Origin of the sequence: Frankia alni ACN14a (genome assembly GCF_000058485.1) — a bacterium.
GTDB classification, from domain to species: Bacteria; Actinomycetota; Actinomycetes; order Frankiales; family Frankiaceae; genus Frankia; species Frankia alni.
In genome coordinates this window covers 6005082-6026902 of the sequence record NC_008278.1, presented here as the reverse complement: position 1 = coordinate 6026902, position 21821 = coordinate 6005082, and the positions used below count along the sequence as shown (strand labels likewise).

The window sequence follows — 21821 nt, the reverse complement described above, 5'->3', positions numbered from 1 at the left end:
GCTGAAATGCCGTGCCGCGTCGTGGCGCAGGCCACCCAGCCTGGCCAGACAGGTGGCGCAGCGCCCCTTTCTCGGACGATGAAACCCCGAGATGGAGCTTCACAGCAGGTGAGCGGACCGCGAAGGCGTCGATCGGCCCGATCGTCCGAGAGTTCGCGCCAGCCAGACCGTGACCGAGGACAAGCGAGCCGGGCACGAATGGGCTGTCCTGCCACGCTTCCCGCTGCCGGTGGCGAAGGCCGGGTTCCACGCCCCCGCCAGGGTGACGCGCCGGGGATCCCGACCCATCGAAACGTCCCGGCCGTACTTCCAAGTCATGGCTCTGACCTGCGCACTTGCACTACCGTCGATCCGCTGCAAGATCGCCGGTTTGTGCCCAGTGCGCACCATCCTTGACCTGCACCTTTACCATGGGTCGCTGATCACCTGGAGGGATCGCAACACGCGGCTCTTGTCCTGGCCGGAGGTCGACCAGGACAAGGCGTCGCTGATCATCCCTGGAGGGACCGCACAGGACTCCCGCTCGCCGGCCGTCGCCGCCTTCCTCCGCGCGGCTACCGCCGTCGCGAGTGCCGCCCAGTCAGACGTCCAGACGAACGCCCAGGCGGACGCGCAGACGTCGCAGCGAGCGATGATGTGAGGTTCTGCCGTGGATCAGCCGGCGGGGGAGCGGGCTGACGTCCCAGACGGTAGCAATGTGACGGCTCCGCCAGGCCATGACCGTTGTCGCGAGCTTCGACGACGCAGCCCAGGAGGGCCAGCTCGACGTCGCTCAGGCACTCATCCGGAGCCCTCGAGTTCGCCGGTCAGGAAACGCGGCGGCGGGCCGTGAAATCGTCGGCTTTCGGCGGTAGGCCCTGGACGAGTACCTCCGGTATTCACTGTGATGACGCATCCGAGCGAACCGGGCACTTCCCGAATGCTTCAGGACTCCCGCTCCGGATCATGGCTCTGACCTGCGCGGTTGCATTACCGCCGGACCGCTGCAAGATCGCCGTCTGACACCCGATCCGCACCGCCCTTGACCTGCACCTTTACTATGGGGTCGCTGATCATCCCTGGAGGGATCGCAACTGATTCTCTCTGCGCAGGATTTCAGGCTTCCTAACGTCGCTGATCATTCCTGGAGGGATCGCAATCTCGCCCTGTGCGGGGCGGAAAGCGACCTGGCCGTGTCGGTGGTCATCTCTGGAGGTCGTAACTCGGCGAGAATCTGGCGGAGCTCGCCGGTGTCCGGTCGGACGGTGCGGGCGGCTGGGCGTGTGTGCCGAGTTGACCGCCTTGCTGCCGGGGCAGGGCGGATTGCGGTGCGTTGTGCACGGTCTGAGCCTGCGGATCGTGCGGGACGTACCGCAATGCGCTTCAGCGCGCCGCGACGGCCGGGTCAGCCGGCGGGGGAGATGGACTGGATGTTGGCGACGGCGAATTCGCGGTCGTCGTTGCGGAGGTGGCACCAGGCGTCGAGCCAGCGGCCGAACATGGCGTTGATGGTGATGCGGCGGACCGTGCGCTTGCCGTTCTTGTCGCGGTAGGTGATCACCACGTCGCCGCGGGACTCGACGGCCTCGGCGAGTAGGGCGAGTTCGCTGTCGTTCAGGCGGTCGTTGAGGCCGGCGAGCTCGCGGACCAGGGGGCTCGGCGGGGGCACGCTCTCGTCGGCGCCGGTGCGCAGGCGGGCGACGAGCTCCTCCGGCGTCACGCGGCGGGGTGCGTCGTCGGCGGCCCGGGTCCGGCCGGGTGACGCGGTCGAGGGTTGTCGGCCGGCGGCGGCCTTCTGGCGGCGCGGCGGAGGCCCTGCCGGCGAGCGGCCGGACGACGGGACGATGACGGTGCCGGTGGCGTCCTCGGCGACGGGGTAGAAGCCGGCGCGGCGCAGTTCGGCGAGGACGGTGTCGGGGTCCTCGGGGCTGGACAGGACGGTGGGGGCGAGCCGGGCCAGGTGCAGCTTGGCGAGGACGCGGGTGTGCAGCAGCTCGGTGGTCGTCGGCTCGTCGCCGAGGATGGCGCTGCGCAGGCCGCGGACCCGGACGTGGCCGTGGCGGCGGGCGACGTCGGCGACGAGGTATTCCAGGGCCTGGGGCAGCGTGTGGTCGGCCATGGCGCGCAGCTCGTCGAGCAGCTCGTCGGCCGACCAGCCGGCGTCGAACGCCGCGCGGACGGACGCGGGGGTGAACCGCCAGGTCCCGGCGGCGCCGCGGGATTCGGGGTCGGCGGTGGCGCGCAGCACCTGGGCCATCGCCGCGGTCGGCGGGCCGGAGACGACGGCGGTGAGGTCGGACTGGAGGATCAGGCTGGGCCTGGACTCGGGCAGCAGCTCGGCACAGCGGTCGCCGAGGGCCGACGCGGCCAGGGTGATCGCTGCGGTGAGGGCGCGGTACGACGGGAAGGCGCCGGCGGGGCCGGCGAGGTCGGCCAGGTCGGCGGTGCTGGTCAGCAGCGCCTCGCCCAGCTCGGACAGGACGTCGACGGCCACGACGCCGAGCAGCTCGGCCTCGCGGATGGTCGCCGTCATCACGGCCGTCCGCAGGGAGTCCGGGTAGCCGTCCAGCGGGAAGAACCAGTCGATGTTCTCGGCGGTCAGCCGCACCGAGCGGCCGCCGTCGGCGGCGCGCAGCAGGTTCCCGCGCAGCAGGCCGGCATCGGATTCGATCGGCAACGGCGGGGCGATGTCCCGCTCGTCGTCGAGCTCCCGGCCCGACGGGGCGTGCTCCTGGACGTACCAGGCCAGTGCGAGCGGGGCCCACTGCCGGCTCGGCGGGGCCTCCCGCCAGGCGGCGAACTCCGGTCCCGGCACGTAGCCGGCCGCGTCGTGGATCAGCAGGCCCGCGGTCGCCGTCAGATCGATCCACACCGGCAGGTCCGCCGGCGGCAGCGACAGCCGTTTGGCCAGCCGCAGCCGTTCCCGCCCGCCGATCCCGCCGCGCTTGAGCGCCGCGATCGGCACGGCCGCCGCCTCGTCGAGCAGCGCGGCGACGGTGCGGACGGCGTCCTGCGCCGCGGCCTGCGCACTGGATCGCACTCCGGCGGGATCCGCCGCCGGGCGGGGGATGTCCGGCGGGCCGGTCAGGGTGCGGCGATGCTCGGTGATCCAGGCGGCGACGGCTACCTCGCGGGGCAGCTCTGGCAGGCCTCGGACCGGCAGCATGAGGCCAGCGCGGATCAGGGCCCGCACGGCGGCCGGCCCGGCGCGCTGCTCCCGCTCGGCCAGCATGACGACGAACGGGAGTTCCTCGTCGAGCGCCGTCCACAGGTCCGTCAGCAGCTCCCGCGCCGGCGCCGGGAGCCCGGCGACGAGGCCCGCCACCCGCGCGGGATCGGCCAGCAGGCGGGCGAACAGCGCCGCGAGCTCGGGCTTGCGCAGCCCCGCCGGATCCCTGCCGAGCGCGCGCACCGCCGTCCGCACGTCCTCGACGAGCGCGGCGCTGGCGAGCCGCGTCGCGGTCTCGATCTCGGTGAACGGTTCCGACCAGTGGAGGCGCAGCGGCGGTAGGAGGTGGATGACCGGCTCGCCGGGAGTGCCCTCGCCGCCTTCGACGCCGGCCGCCGACGCAGGGGCGGGCCAGGCCAGGCCGCGGGCGAACAGACCGTCCACCACCGCGCGCACGGCCTCGCGGGGCACGTCCAGCAGGTCCGCGAGACGGTCGGCCGTCACCGGGCCAGGCAGCAGGGCGACCGCGACACCTACCTCCAGGCTGTCGCGGTCGAGCTCGGTGAGCGCCCGGCTCAACGAGCGTTCGTCGGTCAGCCGCTGGGCGAGCTGGTCGAAGCCGCGGGGCTGCGGCTCGACCAGGACGTCGGGGCGGGCGCGCAGCACGGCACCCAGCTCCACCGGGTCGAGACCGGCGAGATACGTGGCGAAGGACGGCGTGGAGGACATCGAGACCATTGTTACCGCCGGGCCTGACGCACCCTCCGTCAGTCGGCAAGCGTTCACACAGGGACAACGGCGCCCGCCGAGAGAGCACGCCGACCCCGGCGAAGTGGTCGCCACATCGCCGAGGTCGTGACGCGGACGAACCGTCGGACGGCTCCTCGCCGTCGCCGCTCGCGATGCCTACTACCGAGGGTGATCGTCGGGGGGCGGGGCTATGGAGGGTGTTTCGGGGTCCGGCCAGGTGAGATCGGCCAGCTCGGCGATCTCGGCGGAGGGAACGCCGTGCCGGTCGGCCAGCTCGCCGATCGGCACCCCGCCCTGATACTGCCGCACGATCGTCTCGACGTCCGCCGCCGGGCCGCCGCGGGCGAAGAACGGCCGACCGCCGGAGATTCCGCTGTCGACGATCACGTCCGCCGTCGCGTGTCCGGGTAGTCGGATCCGGCGGATGTAGCCGTCCTCGCCATAGTCCACGTGGGCGGCCACGCGGGCGACGAGAAGCGCGAACTCCGACCCGTCGGCGGGTAGGGCGGCCGGTGACGCCGGCAGGTCTCGCGCGGATGGTGATGCCGGCGCGGTTGGCGGGTTTGGCGCGGTTGGCGGCGTTGACGGGGTTGGCGGGATTGATGGGGTTGGCGGGCTCGATGGAGTCGGCGGGGTCGATGGGGCGGGCGCGGTCACGGCCTGGACGATCTCCGGGGCGGCGTCCTCGTGCTGGGCGTAGGTGCGCAGCACGGCGAGCGCATCGGTGACGAACGCCCTGGTGGCCAGGGGGTGCGCGCCGCCCAGGCTCTTCCGAACGGTGGTCAGTGCCCCGTGGGCGAGGATCGGCGGCAGCGCTGTCCCCTGCCGGACGGCCGCGTACACCACGGCCTCGGCGAGGCCGATGAACGGGATGCGCGGCTCCGGCGGGGAGGGGCGGCGAAGTGAGGTGACGATCGGTGGCGGGTTGTTGCGCGCCGTGCCGATCTGGTTGCCGACCCGTGCCCGAGCGACCGTCCACATCGCGGTGCGACGCAGGTCGTCCGGGTCGAGGCCGACGTGGCGGGCCGCCTGGGCGCGCGTGTAGACCGCATGGGTGAACCGGGCGTCGAGGACAACGTCGGAGCTCATCGACGGACGTCTCCAAACCGGTGGCGGCGGGCGCAGGCGCCGAGCCTAGCCGCCGGTGGGCCCGCGGCCCACCGATCCGTACCGCGATGCGGGGCCGGCCGCCGAACGCCGTTCGGTCGCCGCCATCGTCGCGGACGGATCAGGCCCGTGCGGCGTCCACCGCACGGGCCCGGCCGTCGTCCCGTCCCCGACTCAGGCGCATGTTCCGCGCAACAGGAGGGCTAGTCCGCGTCGGGGAGGTCGGCGAGCGGGAGCTCCAGGTAGGAGGCGGCGCCGTCCGGGGAGGCGATCTCGACCTGGCTGCCGTCGACGGTGGCGTCGGCGAAGAGCCGGTCCTTCGTGTCGATCACGAGGGCGAGCTGGTGGCCGGCGGGGATGCGGTAGTCCGCGGGCTGAAGTTGGACGTCGATCGCGCGGGCCTCGCCCTCGCGGTCGTTGAGCAGCGTGTACGGCGCACTGGTGATGATCTTGCCCTTGGCGCGGCCCGGGTCGACGTCGAACAGGTGGGTCACGATCGTCGCCGTCGCCGCGGACGGGCGGACCGTCAGGTGCAGCCGGACGTTCCCGGTGAGCTGGCTCTGCGCGACCAGCGGCTCGGTGACCCAGACGGCCGCGTCCCGCCGCGAGATCGACGCCGTGTCGTAGATCGCGGGGGCGCCGAGCCGCTCCAGGACGCCGGTCTGGACGAGCGCTTCGGCGACGTGCGCGGGAGTGTCGACACCCGCTTGGATGGTCGTCGTCCACCCGGTGGCCGGCCGGGACGCCAGGACGCCGTCGGTGGCGCCGCCCCGCGGCTGGTCGAGGTAGAACCGCCGGGTCGGCTGGACGTACGACTGCCAGTCGTTGGACTTCCGCAGGTCGAACAGGTTGTGCATGTACTCGGTGTGGACGTTGCCGTCCTGGCCGACGCCGTTGTCCTTGCCCTGGAGGTGATGGTCCAGCCAGCGGAAGGTCGTCGCGGTCGGCCGGCTCCAGCCGCCGAGGAAGCCCAGGATCTCGTCGCCGCCGTGGTCGCCGATCTGCACCAGCAGCCGGCGCGGGCCCCTGAGCTCGTTGAAGAACTCGACGACGGCCGGCACGGAGAAGATCGTCTCGTGCCAGTAGGTCCCGAGGAAGACCGGCACCTGCCGGGAGTTCAGCCGCTCGACGTAGCTGATCGGCGAGCGGATGGCGCCGAAGTCGATCAGGTTCTTGATGTTCTTGTTGGCGCGGAAATCCTCGAAGATCTGCCGCGTCTCGTCGGAGAGCCGATCCTCGCCGAACAGCGCCGCGAGGGCCTCGAAGGCCGCGATGTGCCGGGTCTCGTTCTCGTACAGCGAGCGGGTGAGATCCGCCCACGCGCTCTGCGCGGCGACGGCCTTCACCCGGTCGTCGTGCGCGGCGATGATCAGGCTCTGGCCGGCGCCGTAGGACGACCCGGCGAACGCGATCTGATCCGGGTTCACCCGGTCGGCGTGGTTCTCCAGGACCCAGTCGATGACGGCGGAACCGTCCGCCCGGTCCCGCGGCCCGGCCACGTCGATCTTCCCGGTGGAGTCGGCCAGTCCTCGCTCGCTGTACGCGACGGCCAGATAGCCCCGGATCGCGAAGTTCACGAGCAGCCCGGGGTAGGAGCGCCACCCGGTGGGGGCCAGCGGCGCGGGTAGGACGACGACCGGGTGCTGACCGGCACCGAGCGGGACGAACACGCCGGCGTCGAGCTGGACGTCCGGGTCCGCGCCGGGAATGCGGACGGACGCGAACGTTCCGGCGCCCTGGAGTTGCTGGAACTTGCCGGCGGTCGCGGGCGGAAGCTCCCGGAAGTCACCGCGGTCCAGGTTCTCCAACGCCCGGTTCTGGGCGTCGAGCAGGGATCGGTCCTGGGGGGCGAAATCGAAGACGGTCGTTCGCTGGGGGCTGGTGGCCACTCGTGGAGTCTCCTTGCCGAAAGTCGGAGCAGAACAGGGCCGATCGCCGGGCGGCGTCAGGCCGTGAGGTGAGGTGGCGGGATTACCCCGTTTTCCGCGAACGGCGGTCCGTGAACCACCGCCCGGTTCGTCGCCGACCTGTGAGGCCGCGGCGATGACGGTTTCCGGTCACCGGCCCGAAGCGTAGGGCCGGCCGCTGCCGCTGCCGCTGAAGCGGACACTTGACGCGTGGCGTTCGGCGACGCGGTGTTGGTCCGTCTTCGGCCCGGCCGCCGCCGGATCGGCCCTTTTGGCAGCGGCTGCCGGCGCTTCGCGTATCCCGTATCCGCCGGTGCGGGAGGGCCGATGCGGGGATGGCACTCGAAGGTCGGTCCTGGCGCTGATATCGTCTTCCGGGTGCTGATATGGCTCAACGGACCCAATGGCATCGGTAAGACGCAGGTGGCCTACGAACTGCACCGTGGGTTGGCCGGCTCCTTTGTCTGCGACCCGGAGCACCTCGGTTTCGCGCTGCGCCGGATGCTGCCCGCGTCGCTGCGCGGCGACTTTCGCGAGATGCCCCTGTGGCGGGACGGCGTCGTCGAGATGCTCGGTACTGTGCTCGATGCCGGCGACGGGCCGGTCGTCGTGCCGATGACGGTGCTGGACCCCGGCCTGCTGGCCGCGTTTGTCGACCCGCTGCGCGGCGCCGGCCACGAGGTGCGGCACGTGACGCTGCTCGCCGACCGAGCCGTCCTGCTACGGCGCATCCGCTCCCGCGGAGAGACCGCCCGCAGCTTCGCCGCGACCCAGGCCGACCGTTCCCTTGCCGCGCTCCGGGCTCCGGAATTCGCCCGCCACCTGTCCACCGACGGCATGCCGATCGGCGCCGTAGCCGCGAACATCGCCGCCGACGCCGGCCTGGCGTTCGCCCCCGACCCCGCCGGCCCGGTCCGCCGCCAGGCCCGCCGCCTCGGCGTGCAACTCCGCCACATCCGCTTCGACGAACTTGTCGGCCTACCCCGCTGACGGTTCGGCCCGTGCTGGTGGTCCAACCCCTCGCTCGTCGTCCGGCGCTCGCCGACGGTTCCGCGGAACCGCTCGACGGCCTACCCGACGACGGTTCCGCGGAACCGCTCACCCGTCGGCGCCGGGCCGGCTCCGGGAGTCGAGGAACGCCGCATAGTCGTCCAGCAGCTCCTCGAACTCCGCGATCGTGAAATACACCGACTCCCACTGCTCGTACAACGACTCCAACAGCACCCGATCCCCCTCAATCTCCTGCACGGTGCCGTTCCCCAGGGCAGCGTTCAATTCGCCCGTGCGAACTCTCCGCCATCGTCGCACGTATCTTTCGATGTCCGTCGGGTATGGGCCGACGTCGCTTTCCAGGAAATCGAGGACGGCAGCCTCGGTATTTCGGTCGAGCGGGGGTTCGGCTATCTCCAAATTCTGGTCTGCGTCGCGCCGGAACGTCCATCTGCTCATCGATGCTCCCCAGGGTCGGACTTCTGGATCGGGAATGCAGTCCTGAGTTCTCCACTTGGGCTTACATAGAGCTGTATCAGCACACCGTCGTACCTGTCTCGCAGTGCCTTCTTGGGAATTTCTTCGTTGTTTCTCAGTCGCGGCTCGATGACGTCATCGTAGATCTTCTCGTAGGTTGTTTGCACCGCATCGCGCACCTTCTGTTCCGGCCACTGGTTCGGGAACATGGTGTGCTCCGGAACGTCCTTCCTCCTCCACTCTCCGGTGGTCGGATGGCGAAACTCGACGTCGGCATGGTAGGTGCCGTCTGGTTTCCGGTCTTCCACCGAGGTGATGCGGCGGTCGGGTGGGGGATGGCCGTCGGGGGCGCTGTGGAAGCCGACGGGGCGGCCGCGCCTGTTCCACTCGCCGTGCAGGATGTGCTGGAACACCTTCTCGCTGATCTCGGGCCGGGCGGGTGCGTCCGCGGGGCGGGTAGGTGGTCCGTCTGGCAGTCGTCTGGTGGCGCGGCTGTCGAGGAGGGCGGCCTTGCGTTCGGGGTCGGTGGTGGCGCGGGGAGCGTCGGTGGACGGCCTGGCGGATTCGTCGGGCGCGGGCCGGTCCACGCCGGCGGCGCGGGCTTCGAGTAACGCCGCCTTCCGTTCGGCGGCGGTGATGGCAGGTGCGGGCCGGTCGTGTGCGGGGGCCTCGGTGGCGCGGCGGTCGAGGAGCGCTGCCTTGCGTTCGACTCCCTCGCGCGGGGTGGCAGTGGGCCGGTCGGACTGGAGCGGGGGAGTATCGGCGGCGGGTTGACCCGCGTCGGGTCGGGACGCCCGGGCACCCCCGCCGAGCTCGTCGGCCGGGCGCGGGTTGTCGAACTCGGCCACCGATCAGTCCCGCTGTCCGCGTCCGGCCCGGTCTGGCGACCGGTGGCGGCGCGAGGGACTGATCGCTTCCTCCCGGCCGTCGCTCTGGCGAATGCACCCACGGCGGACGATATCGTACGCAGCGCGACCGCGAGGTGACGATTCGGCGAGGCGAGGTGGGCTGAGTGGTCAGCCTGGCGTGGCGTCCTGGGGAGCGGAGTTCCGTGCCGAAAGATGGTCGGTGATTGCCTGCACCGTGGCGCCGAGCGCGGCCCGGACGGCCTCGTCGGACACCGTTCCGTCGGCGGCGACGGCGTCGCGGGCCACGGGGATCGCCACGCATGCCGGCTCGATCATCTCGGCGGTGACGTAGCCCAGCACGGTGGTGAGCTCCGCCAGGGCGCCGAGGCCGCGGCCCGGGGCGGCGACGTTGATCCAGGCGGCGGGCTTGCCGTAGAGATCGCCGGTGCCGACCGTCCAGTCGAGCAGGTTCTTCAGGCTGCCGGGCAGCGCGCCCGCGTACTCCGGGGTGCAGAACAGCACCGCGTCGGCCGCCGCGAGCTGCGCCCGCAACGCGGCGACCGCAGGCGGCGGAGCGGAGTCGTCGGCGTCCGGGGTGAACGCCGGCAGCTCCGCCAGCCCGTCGTAGAGGACGGCCGTTACCCCGGCGGGCGCCAGCGCGGCGGCGGTACGCAGCGCGGCGGTGTTCGTCGACGCGCCGCGGGTGCTGCCCGAGATCAGGAGAAGCCGTGTCTGCGCCATGGATCTCATCCTTGCCGGTCCGACCTTCGTGATGGCGGAGGGTCAGGGCATCGGAGCGGCTGACCGATACAGCGGTGGAAGCGGGCCCCAGGTCTCGGCGGGCAACCGGACCAGCTGGTCGCCGCGCGGCACCAGCCAACCCAGCCACCTCCATGAGCCCTCGGAGGCGCCACGCAGTTCATCCCCGTCGGCCGACCAGAGCGCCAGCTCGCCGTCCGGGAGCTGTTCGAGCCGCCAGCCGACCGCCCGGCCGGTGGTGGCGTCCCAGATCCGGACAGTGTGGTCCCGGCTGGTGGTGAGGATGCGGGTGTTGTCGGGGCTCCACGCGCCGCCGGTCACCCAGTTGCTGTGGCCGGTGAGGGTGTGCAGGTGGTGTCCGGTGGTGGCGTCCCAGGTCCGAGCGGTGCCGTCCCGGCTGGTGGTGAGGATGCGGGTGTTGTCGGGGCTCCACGCCCCGCCGGTCGCCGTGTCGGTGTGGCCGGTGAGGGTGTGCTGGTGGTGTCCGGTGGTGGCGTCCCAGATCCGCGCGGTGCCGTCGGTGCTGGTGGTGAGGATGCGGGTGTTGTCGGGGCTCCACGCCCCGCCGGTCGCCGTGTCGGTGTGGCCGGTGAGGGTGAGCTGGTGGTGTCCGGTGGTGGCGTCCCAGATCCGCGCGGTGCCGTCGGTGCTGGTGGTGAGGATGCGGGTGTTGTCGGGGCTCCACGCCCCGCCGGTCGCCGTGTCGGTGTGGCCGGTGAGGGTGTGCTGGTGGTGTCCGGTGGTGGCGTCCCAGATCCGCGCGGTGCCGTCGGTGCTGGTGGTGAGGATGCGGGTGTTGTCGGGGCTCCACGCCCCGCCGGTCGCCGTGTCGGTGTGGCCGGGGAGGGTGTGCTGGTGGTGTCCGGTGGTGGTGTCCCAGATCCGCGCGGTGCCGTCGTCGCTGGTGGTGAGGATGCGGGTGTTGTCGGGGCTCCACGCCCCGCCGGTCAGCGCGTCGGTGTGGCCGGTGAGGGTGAGCTGGTGGTGTCCGGTGGTGGAATCCCAGGTCCGCGCGGTGCCGTCGGTGCTGGTGGTGAGGATGCGGGTGTTGTCGGGGCTCCACGCGCCGCCGGTCACCCAGTCGGTGTGGCCGGTGAGGGTGAGCTGGTGGTGTCCGGTGGTGGAATCCCAGATCCGCGCGGTGCCGTCGGTGCTGGTGGTGAGGATGCGGGTGTTGTCGGGGCTCCACGCGCCGCCGGTCACCCAGTCGGTGTGGCCGGTGAGGGTGAGCTGGTGGTGTCCGGTGGTGGAATCCCAGATCCGCGCGGTGCCGTCGGTGCTGGTGGTGAGGATGCGGGTGTTGTCGGGGCTCCACGCGCCGCCGGTCAACAAGCTGGTGTGGCCGGTGAGGGTGAGCTGGTGGTGTCCGGTGGTGGTGTCCCAGATCCGCGCGGTGCGGTCGTCGCTGGTGGTGAGGATGCGGGTGTTGTCGGGGCTCCACGCCCCGCCGGTCAACAAGCTGGTGTGGCCGGTGAGGGTGAGCTGGTGGTGTCCGGTGGTGGTGTCCCAGATCCGCGCGGTGCGGTCGTCGCTGGTGGTGAGGATGCGGGTGTTGTCGGGGCTCCACGCCCCGCCGGTCAACAAGCTGGTGTGGCCGGTGAGGGTGAGCTGGTGGTGTCCGGTGGTGGTGTCCCAGATCCGCGCGGTGCGGTCGTCGCTGGTGGTGAGGATGCGGGTGTTGTCGGGGCTCCACGCGCCGCCGGTCACCCAGTCGGTGTGGCCGGTGAGGGTGAGCTGGTGGTGTCCGGTGGTGGAATCCCAGATCCGGGCGGTGCCGTCGGTGCTGGTGGTGAGGATGCGGGTGTTGTCGGGGCTCCACGCGCCGCCGGTCACCCAGTCGCTGTGGCCGGTGAGGGTGAGCTGGTGGTGTCCGGTGGTGGCGTCCCAGATCCGGGCGGTGCCGTCCCCGCTGGTGGTGAGGATGCGGGTGTTGTCGGGGCTCCACGCGCCGCCGGTCAGCGCGGCGGAGTGGCCGGTGAAGGACGACAGCCGGAAGCCGGGTGGGCGCGTGGACGCGGTCGGCGCCACGAGCCAGCCTTCGCCGCGGGTGTCGTCGGCCGGGTGGCACAGCAGCGCCTGGGTGGCGTAGGCGCGGGCGCCGGCCCAGTGGACGCCGGTCAGGTCGCAGGTGCGGAACACCGTTCCCGCGAGGGTGGCGCGGCGGAGATCGGCGCCGTTGAGCGCACTGTCGTGGATCTCGGCCCGGGTCAGGTCCGCACCGGACAGGTCGGCCCGGGTCAGGTCCGCGTCGGACACCACGGCGTTGGTCAGGGTGGCCTCCGCCAGCGACACCCCGTGCAGGTCGAGCCGCCGGTCGCCCCCGTCGATCCGCCAACCGGTCAGGTCGGCCCCGGTCAGGACGGACCTGGCCGGGGGGTGGCTCGGGTGGCCGCCGCGGCCTGCCGCCAGGCAGTATGCGAAGGCCAGCACCGCCGCCGCGTCGGCCCGTCCGCCGGGGACGTGCGTGGCCAGGGACGCCAGCGCGGCCGTGCATCCCGCGCGCTGCGTCTCCTCGCGGCCCGCCAGCCACTGGCCCAGGAAATCAAGCGTCTCGGGGCTCGGTACCGGCAGCTGCCAGGCGGCCCGCGCCTGCTCCGCCGGAAGCTCCAGGGCCCGGGCGAGGTGGCGGGCGAGAAAGTACTCGCGCAGCGACGTGTGCGCGAAACCGAACGTGTCGTCGTTGCGGCGGACCAGGAACGTCGCCGTGCGCAGGTCCTCCTTCCACAAGGCGGGGGCTCTCTGCGCGTAGTGCATTTCCAGGTCGGGGCGGCCGGCGAGGAACGTCAGCATCCACTGCTCGACCTCGTTCACCTGCCACGTCGCCCGGCCGGATCGCCACAGCCGGGCGGCGAGGCCCTCCATCAGCAGCTGCTTGTGCTCCGGCAGTAGCGAGTGCTTGCCCTCGTCCCGGTCCAGCCACTGCTCGACGAACGACGCGTACAGGTCGACCGCGCGCACGGTGCGGCCTTCGAGCTTCGCCTGCTCCACCGTCTCCAGCTGCTCGGCGACCATCCGCAGGGTCAGCGGTCGCTCGGCGATCTCCCGCAGGTTGTGCACGCTGTCGAGCAGCTCCAGCAGCCGGTCGGCGTCGCCTCCGGGCACGTTCGCCGCGAGGTAGGCGCGGATCTGCTCCTCGCTGAACGGCAGCATGAGCAGGGCCAGGTAGTCGGCGCCGGCCGGACCGTCGCGGTGCTGGCCGGTGAAGTGGTTGGTCTCGTCCTTGATGGTGCGGAAGTAGTGGGTCCGGCAGGACAACAGCAGTCGGCTCGGCCGGGTTCCCCGCCGGCCGGCGGTCCGGGACTGCCAGGTGTCCTCGGCGGCACGCCACAGCGTGCGGGTGAACACCTGGCCGGGGTGCGGCTCCAGGTGCACCAGGACCTCGTCCAGCCCGTCGAAGATCAGGACGCAGTCGCCCGCGGCCACCAGGTCCAGCACCTGCTCGGCCGACGGGCCCGCGCCGCGGCTGCCGGCGTCCAGCAGCGCCTGCACGATCTTCGGCAGGCCCTCACCTGCCCGCGCCACCGTCAACGGCAGGTCCCGCAGGTCGAACAGGATCGGCAGCGGCACCGCGGCGTCCTGCCTGCGGCGGTCCAAGAGCGCCTCGGTGAACAGCTTGGCGGTCGTGGTCTTGCCCATCCCGACGTCACCGAGTAGCGCGCACAGGTAGCGGGCGGACGGCGACTCGTCGAGAGCCCACGCCAACAGCCGGTCCACCGCCGGCGTCGGTTCGCCGAGCTGCCGCGGCGCCGGTGCCCCGGGGGTTCGCTCGGCGAGTGAGGTCTCACCGGCCATGGGAGGCACCGGCTTCACGTCCAGCGGGCGCCGGCTCATCATCGTCAAGGCGAGGGACACCTGAGCGGAGCCGTCCCACGCGTGGGGGTCGGCCCGGTCCGCTGCCGCCGGCTCGGGGCGGGCCCGCGCCGGCAGCTCCGGGCCGGGCCCGATCTGGCCGGTCCGGAGCCGATCATCGACGAGCCCCAGTACCACTCGGACGAAACGCAGCTTGGCGGTGCGGTCCTGGCACTCACTGAACGGCCGGTCGGTGAGGAGCGGAGCGCCTTCGGTGGCGGGCACGATCGGCGGCACGCCCTCCAGGGCGAACCTGAGCGGACGGCGGATGGTCGTGCCCGGGAGGTCGTGAAGGCGGGCGGCGGCGCTGTCGAGTTCCACGACCACCTCGGCCGCCTCCCGCAACCGTTGCCGCTCGGCCACGATGTCGACGCCAAGCCGAAGGTCGAACGGGCTGGTGATCCGGTAGCTGGCGGCGGCCTGCTCGATCAGCAGCTCCACGAACTGACGCTCCAGACCGCGAATCGCCTCGGAGGCCTGCGGAGCCGTCTCGACGTGGACGACCGGCTGGAGTACCTCGGCCACCGATGCCGGCACGAGCTCGTCGACGGTCCGACGGTCCGCCTCTCGCTCGGAACGCTCGGCAATCTCTTCAACGGTGACGTCGGCGCCTTCGAACCAGCAGAACCGGTCGGTGGGCGGGGCCTTGCGCCGGTCGCTGACCAGCCGCAGGTCGACCTTGGCCGATTTCGCCGCGTCGTCGAGGGCGGCGCGGAACTTGCGGAAGGTGTCCTGCGCCTTCACATCGCCCCCGCCGGGGGTGGCCACGTCCAACGCCTGTGGCATCGGGATGCGGTCGTCGTCGCCGATCAGGTCGGCCAGCCCCCGCAGCCGGGACATCTGCCGGGGGGTGAGGTCGTCGGTGAGCCGGTCGAGGTGCCGCAGCACCGCCCGGCGGGGGAGTCGCCGCATCAGGCCGCGTCGCTCAGCACGCGGTGACGGATCGCTGTCGTCAGATCCAGGGCGAACCGCTCCCGGCCGGCTCCGCGGGTCTCGGTGAAGCAGCGCCCCCCGGAGCCGGTGAAGATCTGCCGCGTGTCCAGGCCGTGCAGGTCCCGTGAGCCGTCGAGTGGCACCCGCTTCAGCATCACCGGCAGCACCTTGTCGGCGTCCGGGCCGAGCAGGCGGGGCAGCTCCTCGTCCAGGATGAAACGGCTGGCGAAGAACCCGGGGCTCAGCAGCAACAACCCGTAGTCGCACGCGGCCAGCCGGGCCAGGATCTGCCGCCGCCAGTCCGCGCCCAGCAGCAGGTGCGAGTCCTCCCACCAGGCGATCCGCACCCCGGCCAGGGTGCCCAGGTGCAGATGGCTGAGCAGTGCCTCCTTGGCGGCGAGGTCGCCATGACACCAGCTCAGAAAGATCGACGCCTCGGCCGGCTGCTCCATCGAACCCCGCCTCCTTCACGTTATTCCGGATGGCTTCACGATAGAACGCGGTGGGACGTCCTGATCGTCCGGGGTGGTCGGATGGCGGCTCCGTGGTCGAAGCTCCCGCTATGTGTGGATTTGCGGCGCTGTCGGAGGTTCCTTGATGGAGACGCCGCTGGTGCCTGCGGCGCGCACTGTCTGGGCCAGGCCGGTGATGCGGTCGACGGCCTGGGTGGGGGTGACGCCGCGGCGGTGGATGTTGGACAGGAGGTTGCGGTCGGCGTCGGTGTGGCCCGAGCGGGGGCGGTGGGCCAGGTAGGCGGAGAGGCTCTCGGCGGTGGCGAGGCCGGGGCGTTCGCCGATCAGCAGCACGATCACCGTGGGGTGCAGCAGGTCGCCGATGTCGTTCATGACGCCGACGCGGCACTGGCGCACCGCGAACGGTTGGCCGGTCGACCAGCCGGCCTCGGCCGCCGCGGTGAGCAGCGCGGGCAGCAACGCCGGGACCTGGGCGTCCACCGCCGCCGCGGACAGGCCGTCGCCGATCACGATCTGCAGGTCCGCGCCGGGCGGGCAGCGGGCGGCGACCTGCGCGCGGCCGGCGTCGGACAGCCGCCGGCCCAGGTCCGGCCGGCGCAGGTACTCGGCCCGGTCGGCGGCGGCCGACTGCACGACGAACAGGCCGAACCGCTCGGTCGTCGCGGCCAGCGCGGGGCCGGCGAGGTCCAGTTCGGCGTCGACGGCGTCGCGGGCCGCCGCGTGGTCGGCCCGCAGCGCCAGCAGGTTCGCCGTCCGGTAGGAGGTTCCGGTCCGGCCGACGAACACCCGTGCCGGCGTCACCGCCCGGACCCGCTCGGCCAGCGCCGCCAGATCCACCGGCACCGCCGCGGGCCCCCGATCCGGACTGGTCCGTTCGGGGGATGCGGCGGTGGGGTCGGAATCGGGGGTCACCGGGTCGGGCCCGAGGGGAGGGCGGGTCGGGTGGGGAGGGCGGCGAGGGCGTCGTCGAGGCCGGCGGTGAGCAGGGCGGCGACGGGGCCGGTGGGGTCGGCGAGGTGGCCGTCGACGAGCAGGCCGCGGTCGGTCAGCCAGGCGGTGAACTCCGGCGCGGCGTGCAGGTTGAACAGCTCGCGCATGCCGGCGGCGTCGTGGTAGCTCGTCGACTGGTAGCCGAGCATGACGTCGTCGGCGCTCGGGACGCCCATCACGAACGTGCAGCCGGCGGCGACGAGCAGGACGAGCAGGTCGTCGTTGGTGTTCTGGTCGGCGTCGACATGGTTGGTGTAACAGACGTCGCAGCCCATCGGCAGGCCCAGCAGCTTGCCGACGAAATGGTCCTCCAGGCCGGCGCGGGTGATCTGGCGGGCGTCGGCGAGGTACTCCGGGCCGATGAAACCGACGACCGAGTTGACGAGGAACGGGTCGAACGCCCGCGCCACCCCGTGCGCCCGCGCCTCGCAGGTGAGCTGGTCGACGCCGTGGTGCGCGTCGGCGGACAGCGCGCTGCCCTGCCCGGTCTCGAAGTACATGACCTGCTCGCCGACGAAGTCGCCCGACCGGTCCCGGCGATGGTGGGCGAGCACGGCCTCGCGGCCCTCGGCGAGCAGGTCCAGGGTGATCCCGAAGCTCGTGTTCGCCGCCTCCGTGCCGGCGACCGACTGGAACAGCAGGTCCACCGGCGCCCCGGCGGCCAGCGCGGCGAGCTGGGTGGTGAGGTGCGCGAGCACGCACGTCTGCGTCGGCAGAGCCAGCGCGTCGACCAGGGCGCCGAGGCCGCGCAGGATCGTCCCGACCTGCTCGACCGACTCGCGCGCCGGGTTCACGCCGAGCACGGCGTCGCCGCAGCCGTGCAGCAGGCCGTCGAGCACCGACAGCAGGATGCCCTCCAGGTCGTCGGCGGGATGGTTCGGCTGCACCCGCACGCCGAGAACGCCCGCCTCGCCGATCGTGTTGCGGCAGCGGGTGACCGTCCGCAGCGGCTTCGCGGCGCAGATCAGGTCCTTGTCACTCATGATCTTCGCGGTGGCGGCGGCGATCTCGGGAGTGATCGCGCGGGCCAGGCCGTCGTCGCGCCAGCGCGCCGGGAACGACGGCGACAGCACGAGCTCGCGGAACTCACCCACGGTCAGCGACGCCAGCGGGGCGAACAACGCCGCGTCCTGACCGCGCAGGATCAGGTCGGTGACCGCGTCGTCGATCAGCGGCGCGGCGACGATCTCGCCGAGCGTGACGTCGGCGAGCGCGAGCTTGGCCGCCACCCGCTGGCGCGCCGACCCGGCGGCGATCCCGGCGAGCTGGTCGCCGGACTTCTCCTCGTTCGCCTTCGCGAACAGCTCCGCCAGATCGGCGAACACGTGCCGCTCGCCGCGCACCGTCATCCGGTAGGCCACCGCGGCCACCTCCCGTCCCAGACGCGATCCGCTCGCCGATGCACTCCGTCCGCGGACGCATGTCGCTCGACGATGCACTCCGCTCGCGTAACGGTACGGACCTTCGCCTGGACGGACGATGGAGCCGTATTACGGTGCTCCCGTGCCGAAGGACGGGAAGGTGGGGGCGGCAGGGGCGGTGCCGTCGCCTCGCGGGGCCGTGCGATGAGCGCAACCTCGGCGGAGGGGCTGCTCGGGCTGGACGTGACCGTCGACGAGGTGCTCGGCGCCTACGATCTCGGGCCGGCGCCGAAGGCCACCCTCCTGCACGTCTCGGAGAACGTCACCTACCAGGTGGACGACCCGGCCGGCGGGCGTCGCTGGGCGCTGCGGCTGCATCGCCCCGGCTACCACAGCCTCGCCGAGATCCACGGGGAGCTCGCCTGGGTGGCCGCCCTTCGCGCCGACGGTGTCGTGCGCACTCCGCCGGTCGTCCCGACCCGCTCCGGCGCCCTCGTGGCGACCGCGACCGGGCGGCATGCCGTGCTGTTCGAGTGGGTCGACGGCCGGTCGCCCGAGGCCCTGGAACCCGCCGCGCTGCGAGGGACGTTCGGCCAGCTCGGCGACGTCACCGCCCGGCTGCATCGGCACGCCCGGAGCTGGGCCCGCCCGCCGTCGTTCGCCCGCTTCGCCTGGACCTGGGAGAGCACCCTCGGCCCCGCCGCCCGGTGGGGGAGCTGGATCTCCGGCCTGCGCACGGCGCTGGCCGAGGCGGTCGTCGTTGGAGCAGATGCAGCCGCGGGCGTGGACGACCCGGGATCGCGGGTCGTCCACGCGCCGGGATCTCCGGTCGCCGCCGGGCGGGGATCGCGGGGTGGCGCTGCGGGTGAGGCCGTGGAGCTGCTGGGCCGGGCCGTCGCCGTCGCCCAGGAGCGCCTGGCGGCCTTCGGCCGGGGGCCGCAGCGGTTCGGGCTCATCCACGCGGACATGCGGATGGCGAACCTCCTCGTCCCCGACGACGCTCTGGTCATCGGCACGGGAGGCGCGAGCGCGGCGCAGGCGGCGCAGGCGGCGCAGGCGGCGCAGGCGGCGAAGTCAGTGAAGGCGGACGAGGTGTGCGTCATCGACTTCGACGACTGCGGCTTCGGCTGGTACCTGTGGGACCTCGCGGCGTCGCTGTCGTTCATCGAGCACCTGGACTCCGCCGGCGATCTCGTCGCCGCGTGGCTCGCCGCCTACCAGCGGCGGCTCCCGCTGACGGCCGCGGACGTCGCGATGATCCCGACCTTCGTGCTGCTGCGCCGGCTGCTGCTCGTCGCGTGGCTCGGCACCCACCCGCACTCCGACGCGGTGCCCAGCATCCCGGCGTACGCCCGCGACAGCTGCGAGCTCGCCGAGGCCTACCTCGCCGGACGCCTGCTCGCCGGCTGACCGCGGATCGGGCTGCTTGAACGTCCCATCGGCCGGGGACTATGCGGACATCACCGCGCATCGGCGAAAGGACGTGCCACATGTTCACCTCGGTCGCGGGTCGGACCGTCGTGGTCACCGGCGGGAGCAAGGGGATCGGCAAGGGCATCGCCAGGGTCTTCGCGACGGCGGGGGCGAATGTCGTGCTCAGCGGCCGGGATGTCGTCGCCGCGGCCACCACGGCGCAGGAGCTCGACGAGCTCGGCGAGGGCACCGTCAGCTTCGTGCTCGCCGACGCGGCCAGCGCCGAGGACAGCGCGCGGCTGGCCCGGACCGTCGCCGAGCGGCACGGCGGGGTGGACGTCGTCTGCGCCAACGCGGGGATCTTCCCGTCCGTGCCGCTGGCGACGATCACGGAGGCCGACATCGACGAGGTGCTGGGCACGAACGTCAAGGGCGCCATCCTCACCGTGCAGGCGTTCCTGCCGGCGCTGGTCGCCTCCGGCCGCGGCCGGGTGATCCTCACCTCGTCGATCACCGGGCCGGTCACCGGTCATCCCGGCTGGTCGCACTACGGGGCGTCCAAGGCGGCGGTGCTCGGGTTCATGCGCACCGCCGCGGTCGAGCTCGCCCGGGACCGGGTCACCGTGAACGCGGTGCTCCCGGGCAGCGTCCGCACCGAAGGGCTCGACGAGCTGGGCGCCGACTACCTGAACTCGATGGAGGCCGCGATCCCGATGCGCCGGCTCGGTGAGGTCGACGAGATCGGTCACGCGGCGCTGTTCCTTGCCTCGGACGAGGCCTCCTACATCACCGGGCAGGCGCTGGTGGTCGACGGGGGTCAGATCCTGCCCGAGTCGCCGGCGGCCCTACAGGTGTCGTGACACCGCGCGTGCCGGCGGCGGCTCAGTCGGCTGTCACGGGCAGCGGGGTGCCGTCGGTGACCCGGACGAGCTCCTCGTAGGTCGTCGGGAAGACGGTGTGCGGGGTGCCGGCGGCGGCCCAGATCCGGGGATGGTCCGTGAGGGTCACGTCGACGACGGTGCGCAGCGGCGCCGGATGACCCACCGGGGCCACCCCGCCGATGGCCTGCCCGGTCGCCTCCCGCACCTGGGCGGCGCTGGCCCGGGACAGGGCGGCCACCCCGAGCCTGGGGGCGAGCGCGTCGGTGTCGACCCGGTGGCTGCCGCTGGTCAGCACCAGCACCGGCTGCGCGGCCTCCGTGACGAACACCAGGCTGTTGGCGATCGCGCCCACCTCGCAGCCGACCGCCGCGGCGGCCTCCGCCGCCGTCCGTGCCGAGTCGGGCAGCTCGCGGATGGCTCGCGCGGCCTGCTCCGCCCCGGCCGCGTGCAGCGCTTCGGCGACCAGACGGCTGCGCGGCGGCAGCTCGGCGAAATCGGGTCCGGTGGTCTCGGCGCCGGTCTGGGGCTCGGTACCGGTCTGGGTCATGGTGCGATCTCCTGACGATCTTCGGCCTCGGGGTTCGGTGCCGTCCGCGATGCCGGGCCCGAGTATCGCGCGAGCAGTTCGGTCGCGATGCGCCGAAGGTGCGCGGCGACGCCGTCCGGCTGGCCGGGCGGCTCGTCGACGATGACCCTGGCGCCGAATCCGGCGAGGTCGGCGGCGGCGACGGCCGCGCTCGGGAACGAGGCGCACAGCGCCGTCCAGCCGGCGGTGTGGTCGTCCACGGTGCCCAGGGGTGCGATGCGCGCCGGCAGATGCTCGGCGCCATCGGCGGTGCTCCCGCCGATGGGGGACGCGGCCGGCGGTTCAATGCGGCCGCGGGCGCCGAGCACGCCGAGCAGGATCGGCACGATCGCGGGGTCGGCGCGCAGGCGGACCCGGTAGGCCCACATCCGTTCCTCGACCGCGCGGCGCGACTGCGCCCACAGGGCCGGCAGGTCGAGGTCGGCGGGACGGTTCGCCGGTTCGTCGAGCTCGGTGACCGACTCGATGCGGGAGACCCGCAGCGTGCGCGGGCCGGCGTCCGTCCCGGCGACGAGGTACCAGACGTCACCCTTCTGCACCAGGCCGTAGGGGTCGACGTCCCGGTCGCGGGCGGGCTCGCCGGCCGCGCGGGCGGCCCGGCCGGCGTAACGGACCCGGGCGCGGTGGCCCGCCCGCAGGATGCCGGCCAGCGTCGCGAGCGGGGCGGGCGGCGTCACGGCGGGGCCACCCCAGCGGCCCGGGTCGACGAGCAGGGTGGCGGTGACGGCCTCGGCGTCCGGGCGGGTCGCCGCCGGCAGGGCCGCCAGCAGCTTGCGCAGCGCCGAGTCCACCGCGGGCTCCAGCCCGAGCCCGGGACGCGCCGCCGGACCCGCGACCAGGAACAGCCCGTGCGCCTCGTCGGCGGTGAGCCCCGACAGGTCGCTGCGCCAGCCGTGGACCAGCCGCCACCCGCCGCCGCGTCCCCGCTCGGAGTACAGCGGCACCCCGAGTTCACCGAGGACGTCGAGGTCCCGGCGGACCGTCCGGTCGCTCACGCCGAGCCGCCCGGCGATCTGCGCGGCGGTGAGCCGCTCGTGCGCCTGCAACATCATGGTGATGGCGATCAGTCGACTCGCACGCACCCGATCACCGTAGGCCGAGCCCGATCCCGGGGGCGGCCCGGCCGGCTCAGGGGGTCACGATCGGATACCGCTGGTAGACCCCTTTGACGTTGTGGCTGACCGAGCCGTAGAAGCCGTGGGTGTACCAGGCCTGAGCGTGATGAGTAGGTATCCGGCCTGTGGCCTGGTCATGTCTCCCGGGGTGCCGCGCGAGCGGGCGTGTCCGGCGCCGTGAACAGGACAGGAGGTGTCCTGTTCGGTGGCTACCGTCGCCCCCGAACACGCCAC

17 protein-coding genes are annotated in these 21821 nt (G+C 72.8%); 4 read left to right on the top strand and 13 right to left on the bottom strand.

Annotation, left to right across the window (positions count from 1 at the left end):
* Nucleotides 1–169 precede the first annotated feature (169 nt).
* Nucleotides 170–640, top strand: a complete 471-nt coding sequence (locus FRAAL_RS33285) for a hypothetical protein (RefSeq protein WP_011606657.1) — start codon at nucleotides 170–172, stop codon at nucleotides 638–640.
* Between the two features lie 744 nt (nucleotides 641–1384).
* Here the strand turns inward: FRAAL_RS33285 and FRAAL_RS24280 are convergent.
* The 3 genes from FRAAL_RS24280 to FRAAL_RS24270 all read right to left on the bottom strand — a co-directional run bounded on the left by FRAAL_RS24280 (nucleotide 1385) and on the right by FRAAL_RS24270 (nucleotide 6894).
* Nucleotides 1385–3877 carry a helicase-associated domain-containing protein gene (locus FRAAL_RS24280; protein WP_231861335.1) on the bottom strand — a complete coding sequence of 831 codons (2493 nt, stop codon included), beginning with the start codon at nucleotides 3875–3877 and terminating at the stop codon, nucleotides 1385–1387.
* 180 nt (nucleotides 3878–4057) lie between these two features.
* Nucleotides 4058–4987 carry a hypothetical protein gene (locus tag FRAAL_RS30700; RefSeq protein WP_011606655.1) on the bottom strand — a complete coding sequence of 310 codons (930 nt, stop codon included), beginning with the start codon at nucleotides 4985–4987 and terminating at the stop codon, nucleotides 4058–4060.
* A gap of 221 nt (nucleotides 4988–5208) precedes the next feature.
* Nucleotides 5209–6894, bottom strand: a complete 1686-nt coding sequence (locus FRAAL_RS24270) for a CocE/NonD family hydrolase (protein WP_011606654.1) — start codon at nucleotides 6892–6894, stop codon at nucleotides 5209–5211.
* Nucleotides 6895–7290: 396 nt separating this feature from the next.
* Here FRAAL_RS24270 and FRAAL_RS24265 point away from each other — a divergent pair, with 396 nt between their 5' ends.
* The gene (locus FRAAL_RS24265; RefSeq protein WP_041939727.1) at nucleotides 7291–7902 is read left to right on the top strand and encodes an AAA family ATPase; all 612 of its coding nucleotides are present in this window, start codon (nucleotides 7291–7293) and stop codon (nucleotides 7900–7902) included.
* 108 nt (nucleotides 7903–8010) lie between these two features.
* Here FRAAL_RS24265 and FRAAL_RS33280 read toward each other — a convergent pair whose 3' ends face one another.
* From FRAAL_RS33280 to eutB, 7 genes are all read right to left on the bottom strand, one after another.
* Nucleotides 8011–8160, bottom strand: coding sequence for a hypothetical protein (locus FRAAL_RS33280; protein WP_157892210.1), 150 nt, complete (start codon nucleotides 8158–8160; stop codon nucleotides 8011–8013).
* Between the two features lie 197 nt (nucleotides 8161–8357).
* Complete coding sequence (locus tag FRAAL_RS24255; RefSeq protein ID WP_050997238.1) at nucleotides 8358–9227, bottom strand: EndoU domain-containing protein; 870 nt, start codon at nucleotides 9225–9227, stop codon at nucleotides 8358–8360.
* A gap of 168 nt (nucleotides 9228–9395) precedes the next feature.
* Nucleotides 9396–9968 (bottom strand): NADPH-dependent FMN reductase, encoded by a 573-nt coding sequence (locus FRAAL_RS24250; protein WP_157892209.1) that lies wholly within the window; start codon nucleotides 9966–9968, stop codon nucleotides 9396–9398.
* A gap of 42 nt (nucleotides 9969–10010) precedes the next feature.
* Complete coding sequence (locus tag FRAAL_RS30695) at nucleotides 10011–14747, bottom strand: pentapeptide repeat-containing protein (protein WP_011606647.1); 4737 nt, start codon at nucleotides 14745–14747, stop codon at nucleotides 10011–10013.
* On the bottom strand, nucleotides 14747–15220 hold the full coding sequence (locus tag FRAAL_RS24240) for a toll/interleukin-1 receptor domain-containing protein (RefSeq protein WP_011606646.1): 474 nt from the start codon (nucleotides 15218–15220) through the stop codon (nucleotides 14747–14749). Before FRAAL_RS24240 ends, FRAAL_RS30695 begins: the two co-directional genes overlap by 1 nt.
* A gap of 108 nt (nucleotides 15221–15328) precedes the next feature.
* On the bottom strand, nucleotides 15329–16153 hold the full coding sequence (gene eutC, locus FRAAL_RS24235) for an ethanolamine ammonia-lyase subunit EutC (RefSeq protein ID WP_011606645.1): 825 nt from the start codon (nucleotides 16151–16153) through the stop codon (nucleotides 15329–15331).
* Complete coding sequence (gene eutB, locus FRAAL_RS24230) at nucleotides 16150–17592, bottom strand: ethanolamine ammonia-lyase subunit EutB (RefSeq protein ID WP_041940952.1); 1443 nt, start codon at nucleotides 17590–17592, stop codon at nucleotides 16150–16152. Before eutB ends, eutC begins: the two co-directional genes overlap by 4 nt.
* Before the next feature lie 204 nt (nucleotides 17593–17796).
* Between eutB and FRAAL_RS24225 the strand changes: the two genes are divergently transcribed.
* Both FRAAL_RS24225 and fabG read left to right on the top strand, forming a co-directional pair.
* Nucleotides 17797–19002 carry a phosphotransferase enzyme family protein gene (locus FRAAL_RS24225; RefSeq protein ID WP_011606643.1) on the top strand — a complete coding sequence of 402 codons (1206 nt, stop codon included), beginning with the start codon at nucleotides 17797–17799 and terminating at the stop codon, nucleotides 19000–19002.
* A gap of 80 nt (nucleotides 19003–19082) precedes the next feature.
* Nucleotides 19083–19865, top strand: coding sequence for a 3-oxoacyl-ACP reductase FabG (gene fabG, locus FRAAL_RS24220; protein ID WP_041939726.1), 783 nt, complete (start codon nucleotides 19083–19085; stop codon nucleotides 19863–19865).
* A 22-nt stretch (nucleotides 19866–19887) separates the two neighbouring features.
* Here the strand turns inward: fabG and FRAAL_RS24215 are convergent, their stop codons facing one another.
* Genes FRAAL_RS24215 through FRAAL_RS36210 form a run of 3 tightly spaced genes read right to left on the bottom strand, consistent with a single transcriptional unit; the run spans nucleotide 19888 to nucleotide 21816 of the window.
* Entirely contained in the window at nucleotides 19888–20433 is a 546-nt protein-coding gene (locus tag FRAAL_RS24215; protein ID WP_011606641.1) for a YbaK/EbsC family protein, read from the bottom strand.
* The gene (locus FRAAL_RS24210) at nucleotides 20430–21554 is read right to left on the bottom strand and encodes a helix-turn-helix transcriptional regulator (protein ID WP_011606640.1); all 1125 of its coding nucleotides are present in this window, start codon (nucleotides 21552–21554) and stop codon (nucleotides 20430–20432) included. Before FRAAL_RS24210 ends, FRAAL_RS24215 begins: the two co-directional genes overlap by 4 nt.
* Before the next feature lie 46 nt (nucleotides 21555–21600).
* Nucleotides 21601–21816: an alkyl sulfatase dimerization domain-containing protein gene (locus FRAAL_RS36210; protein ID WP_011606639.1), complete on the bottom strand. Its 216-nt coding sequence runs from the start codon at nucleotides 21814–21816 to the stop codon at nucleotides 21601–21603.
* Nucleotides 21817–21821: the final 5 nt, after the last annotated feature.

Coding starts and splice junctions, on each gene's coding strand:
- FRAAL_RS24280 (WP_231861335.1), bottom strand. CDS start 3,877: ATGTCCTCCACGCCGTCCTTCGCCACGTATCTCGCCGGTCTCGACCCG.
- FRAAL_RS30700 (WP_011606655.1), bottom strand. CDS start 4,987: ATGAGCTCCGACGTTGTCCTCGACGCCCGGTTCACCCATGCGGTCTAC.
- FRAAL_RS24250 (WP_157892209.1), bottom strand. CDS start 9,968: ATGGCGCAGACACGGCTTCTCCTGATCTCGGGCAGCACCCGCGGCGCG.
- FRAAL_RS30695 (WP_011606647.1), bottom strand. CDS start 14,747: ATGCGGCGACTCCCCCGCCGGGCGGTGCTGCGGCACCTCGACCGGCTC.
- FRAAL_RS24240 (WP_011606646.1), bottom strand. CDS start 15,220: ATGGAGCAGCCGGCCGAGGCGTCGATCTTTCTGAGCTGGTGTCATGGC.
- FRAAL_RS24225 (WP_011606643.1), top strand. CDS start 17,797: ATGAGCGCAACCTCGGCGGAGGGGCTGCTCGGGCTGGACGTGACCGTC.
- fabG (WP_041939726.1), top strand. CDS start 19,083: ATGTTCACCTCGGTCGCGGGTCGGACCGTCGTGGTCACCGGCGGGAGC.
- FRAAL_RS24215 (WP_011606641.1), bottom strand. CDS start 20,433: ATGACCCAGACCGGTACCGAGCCCCAGACCGGCGCCGAGACCACCGGA.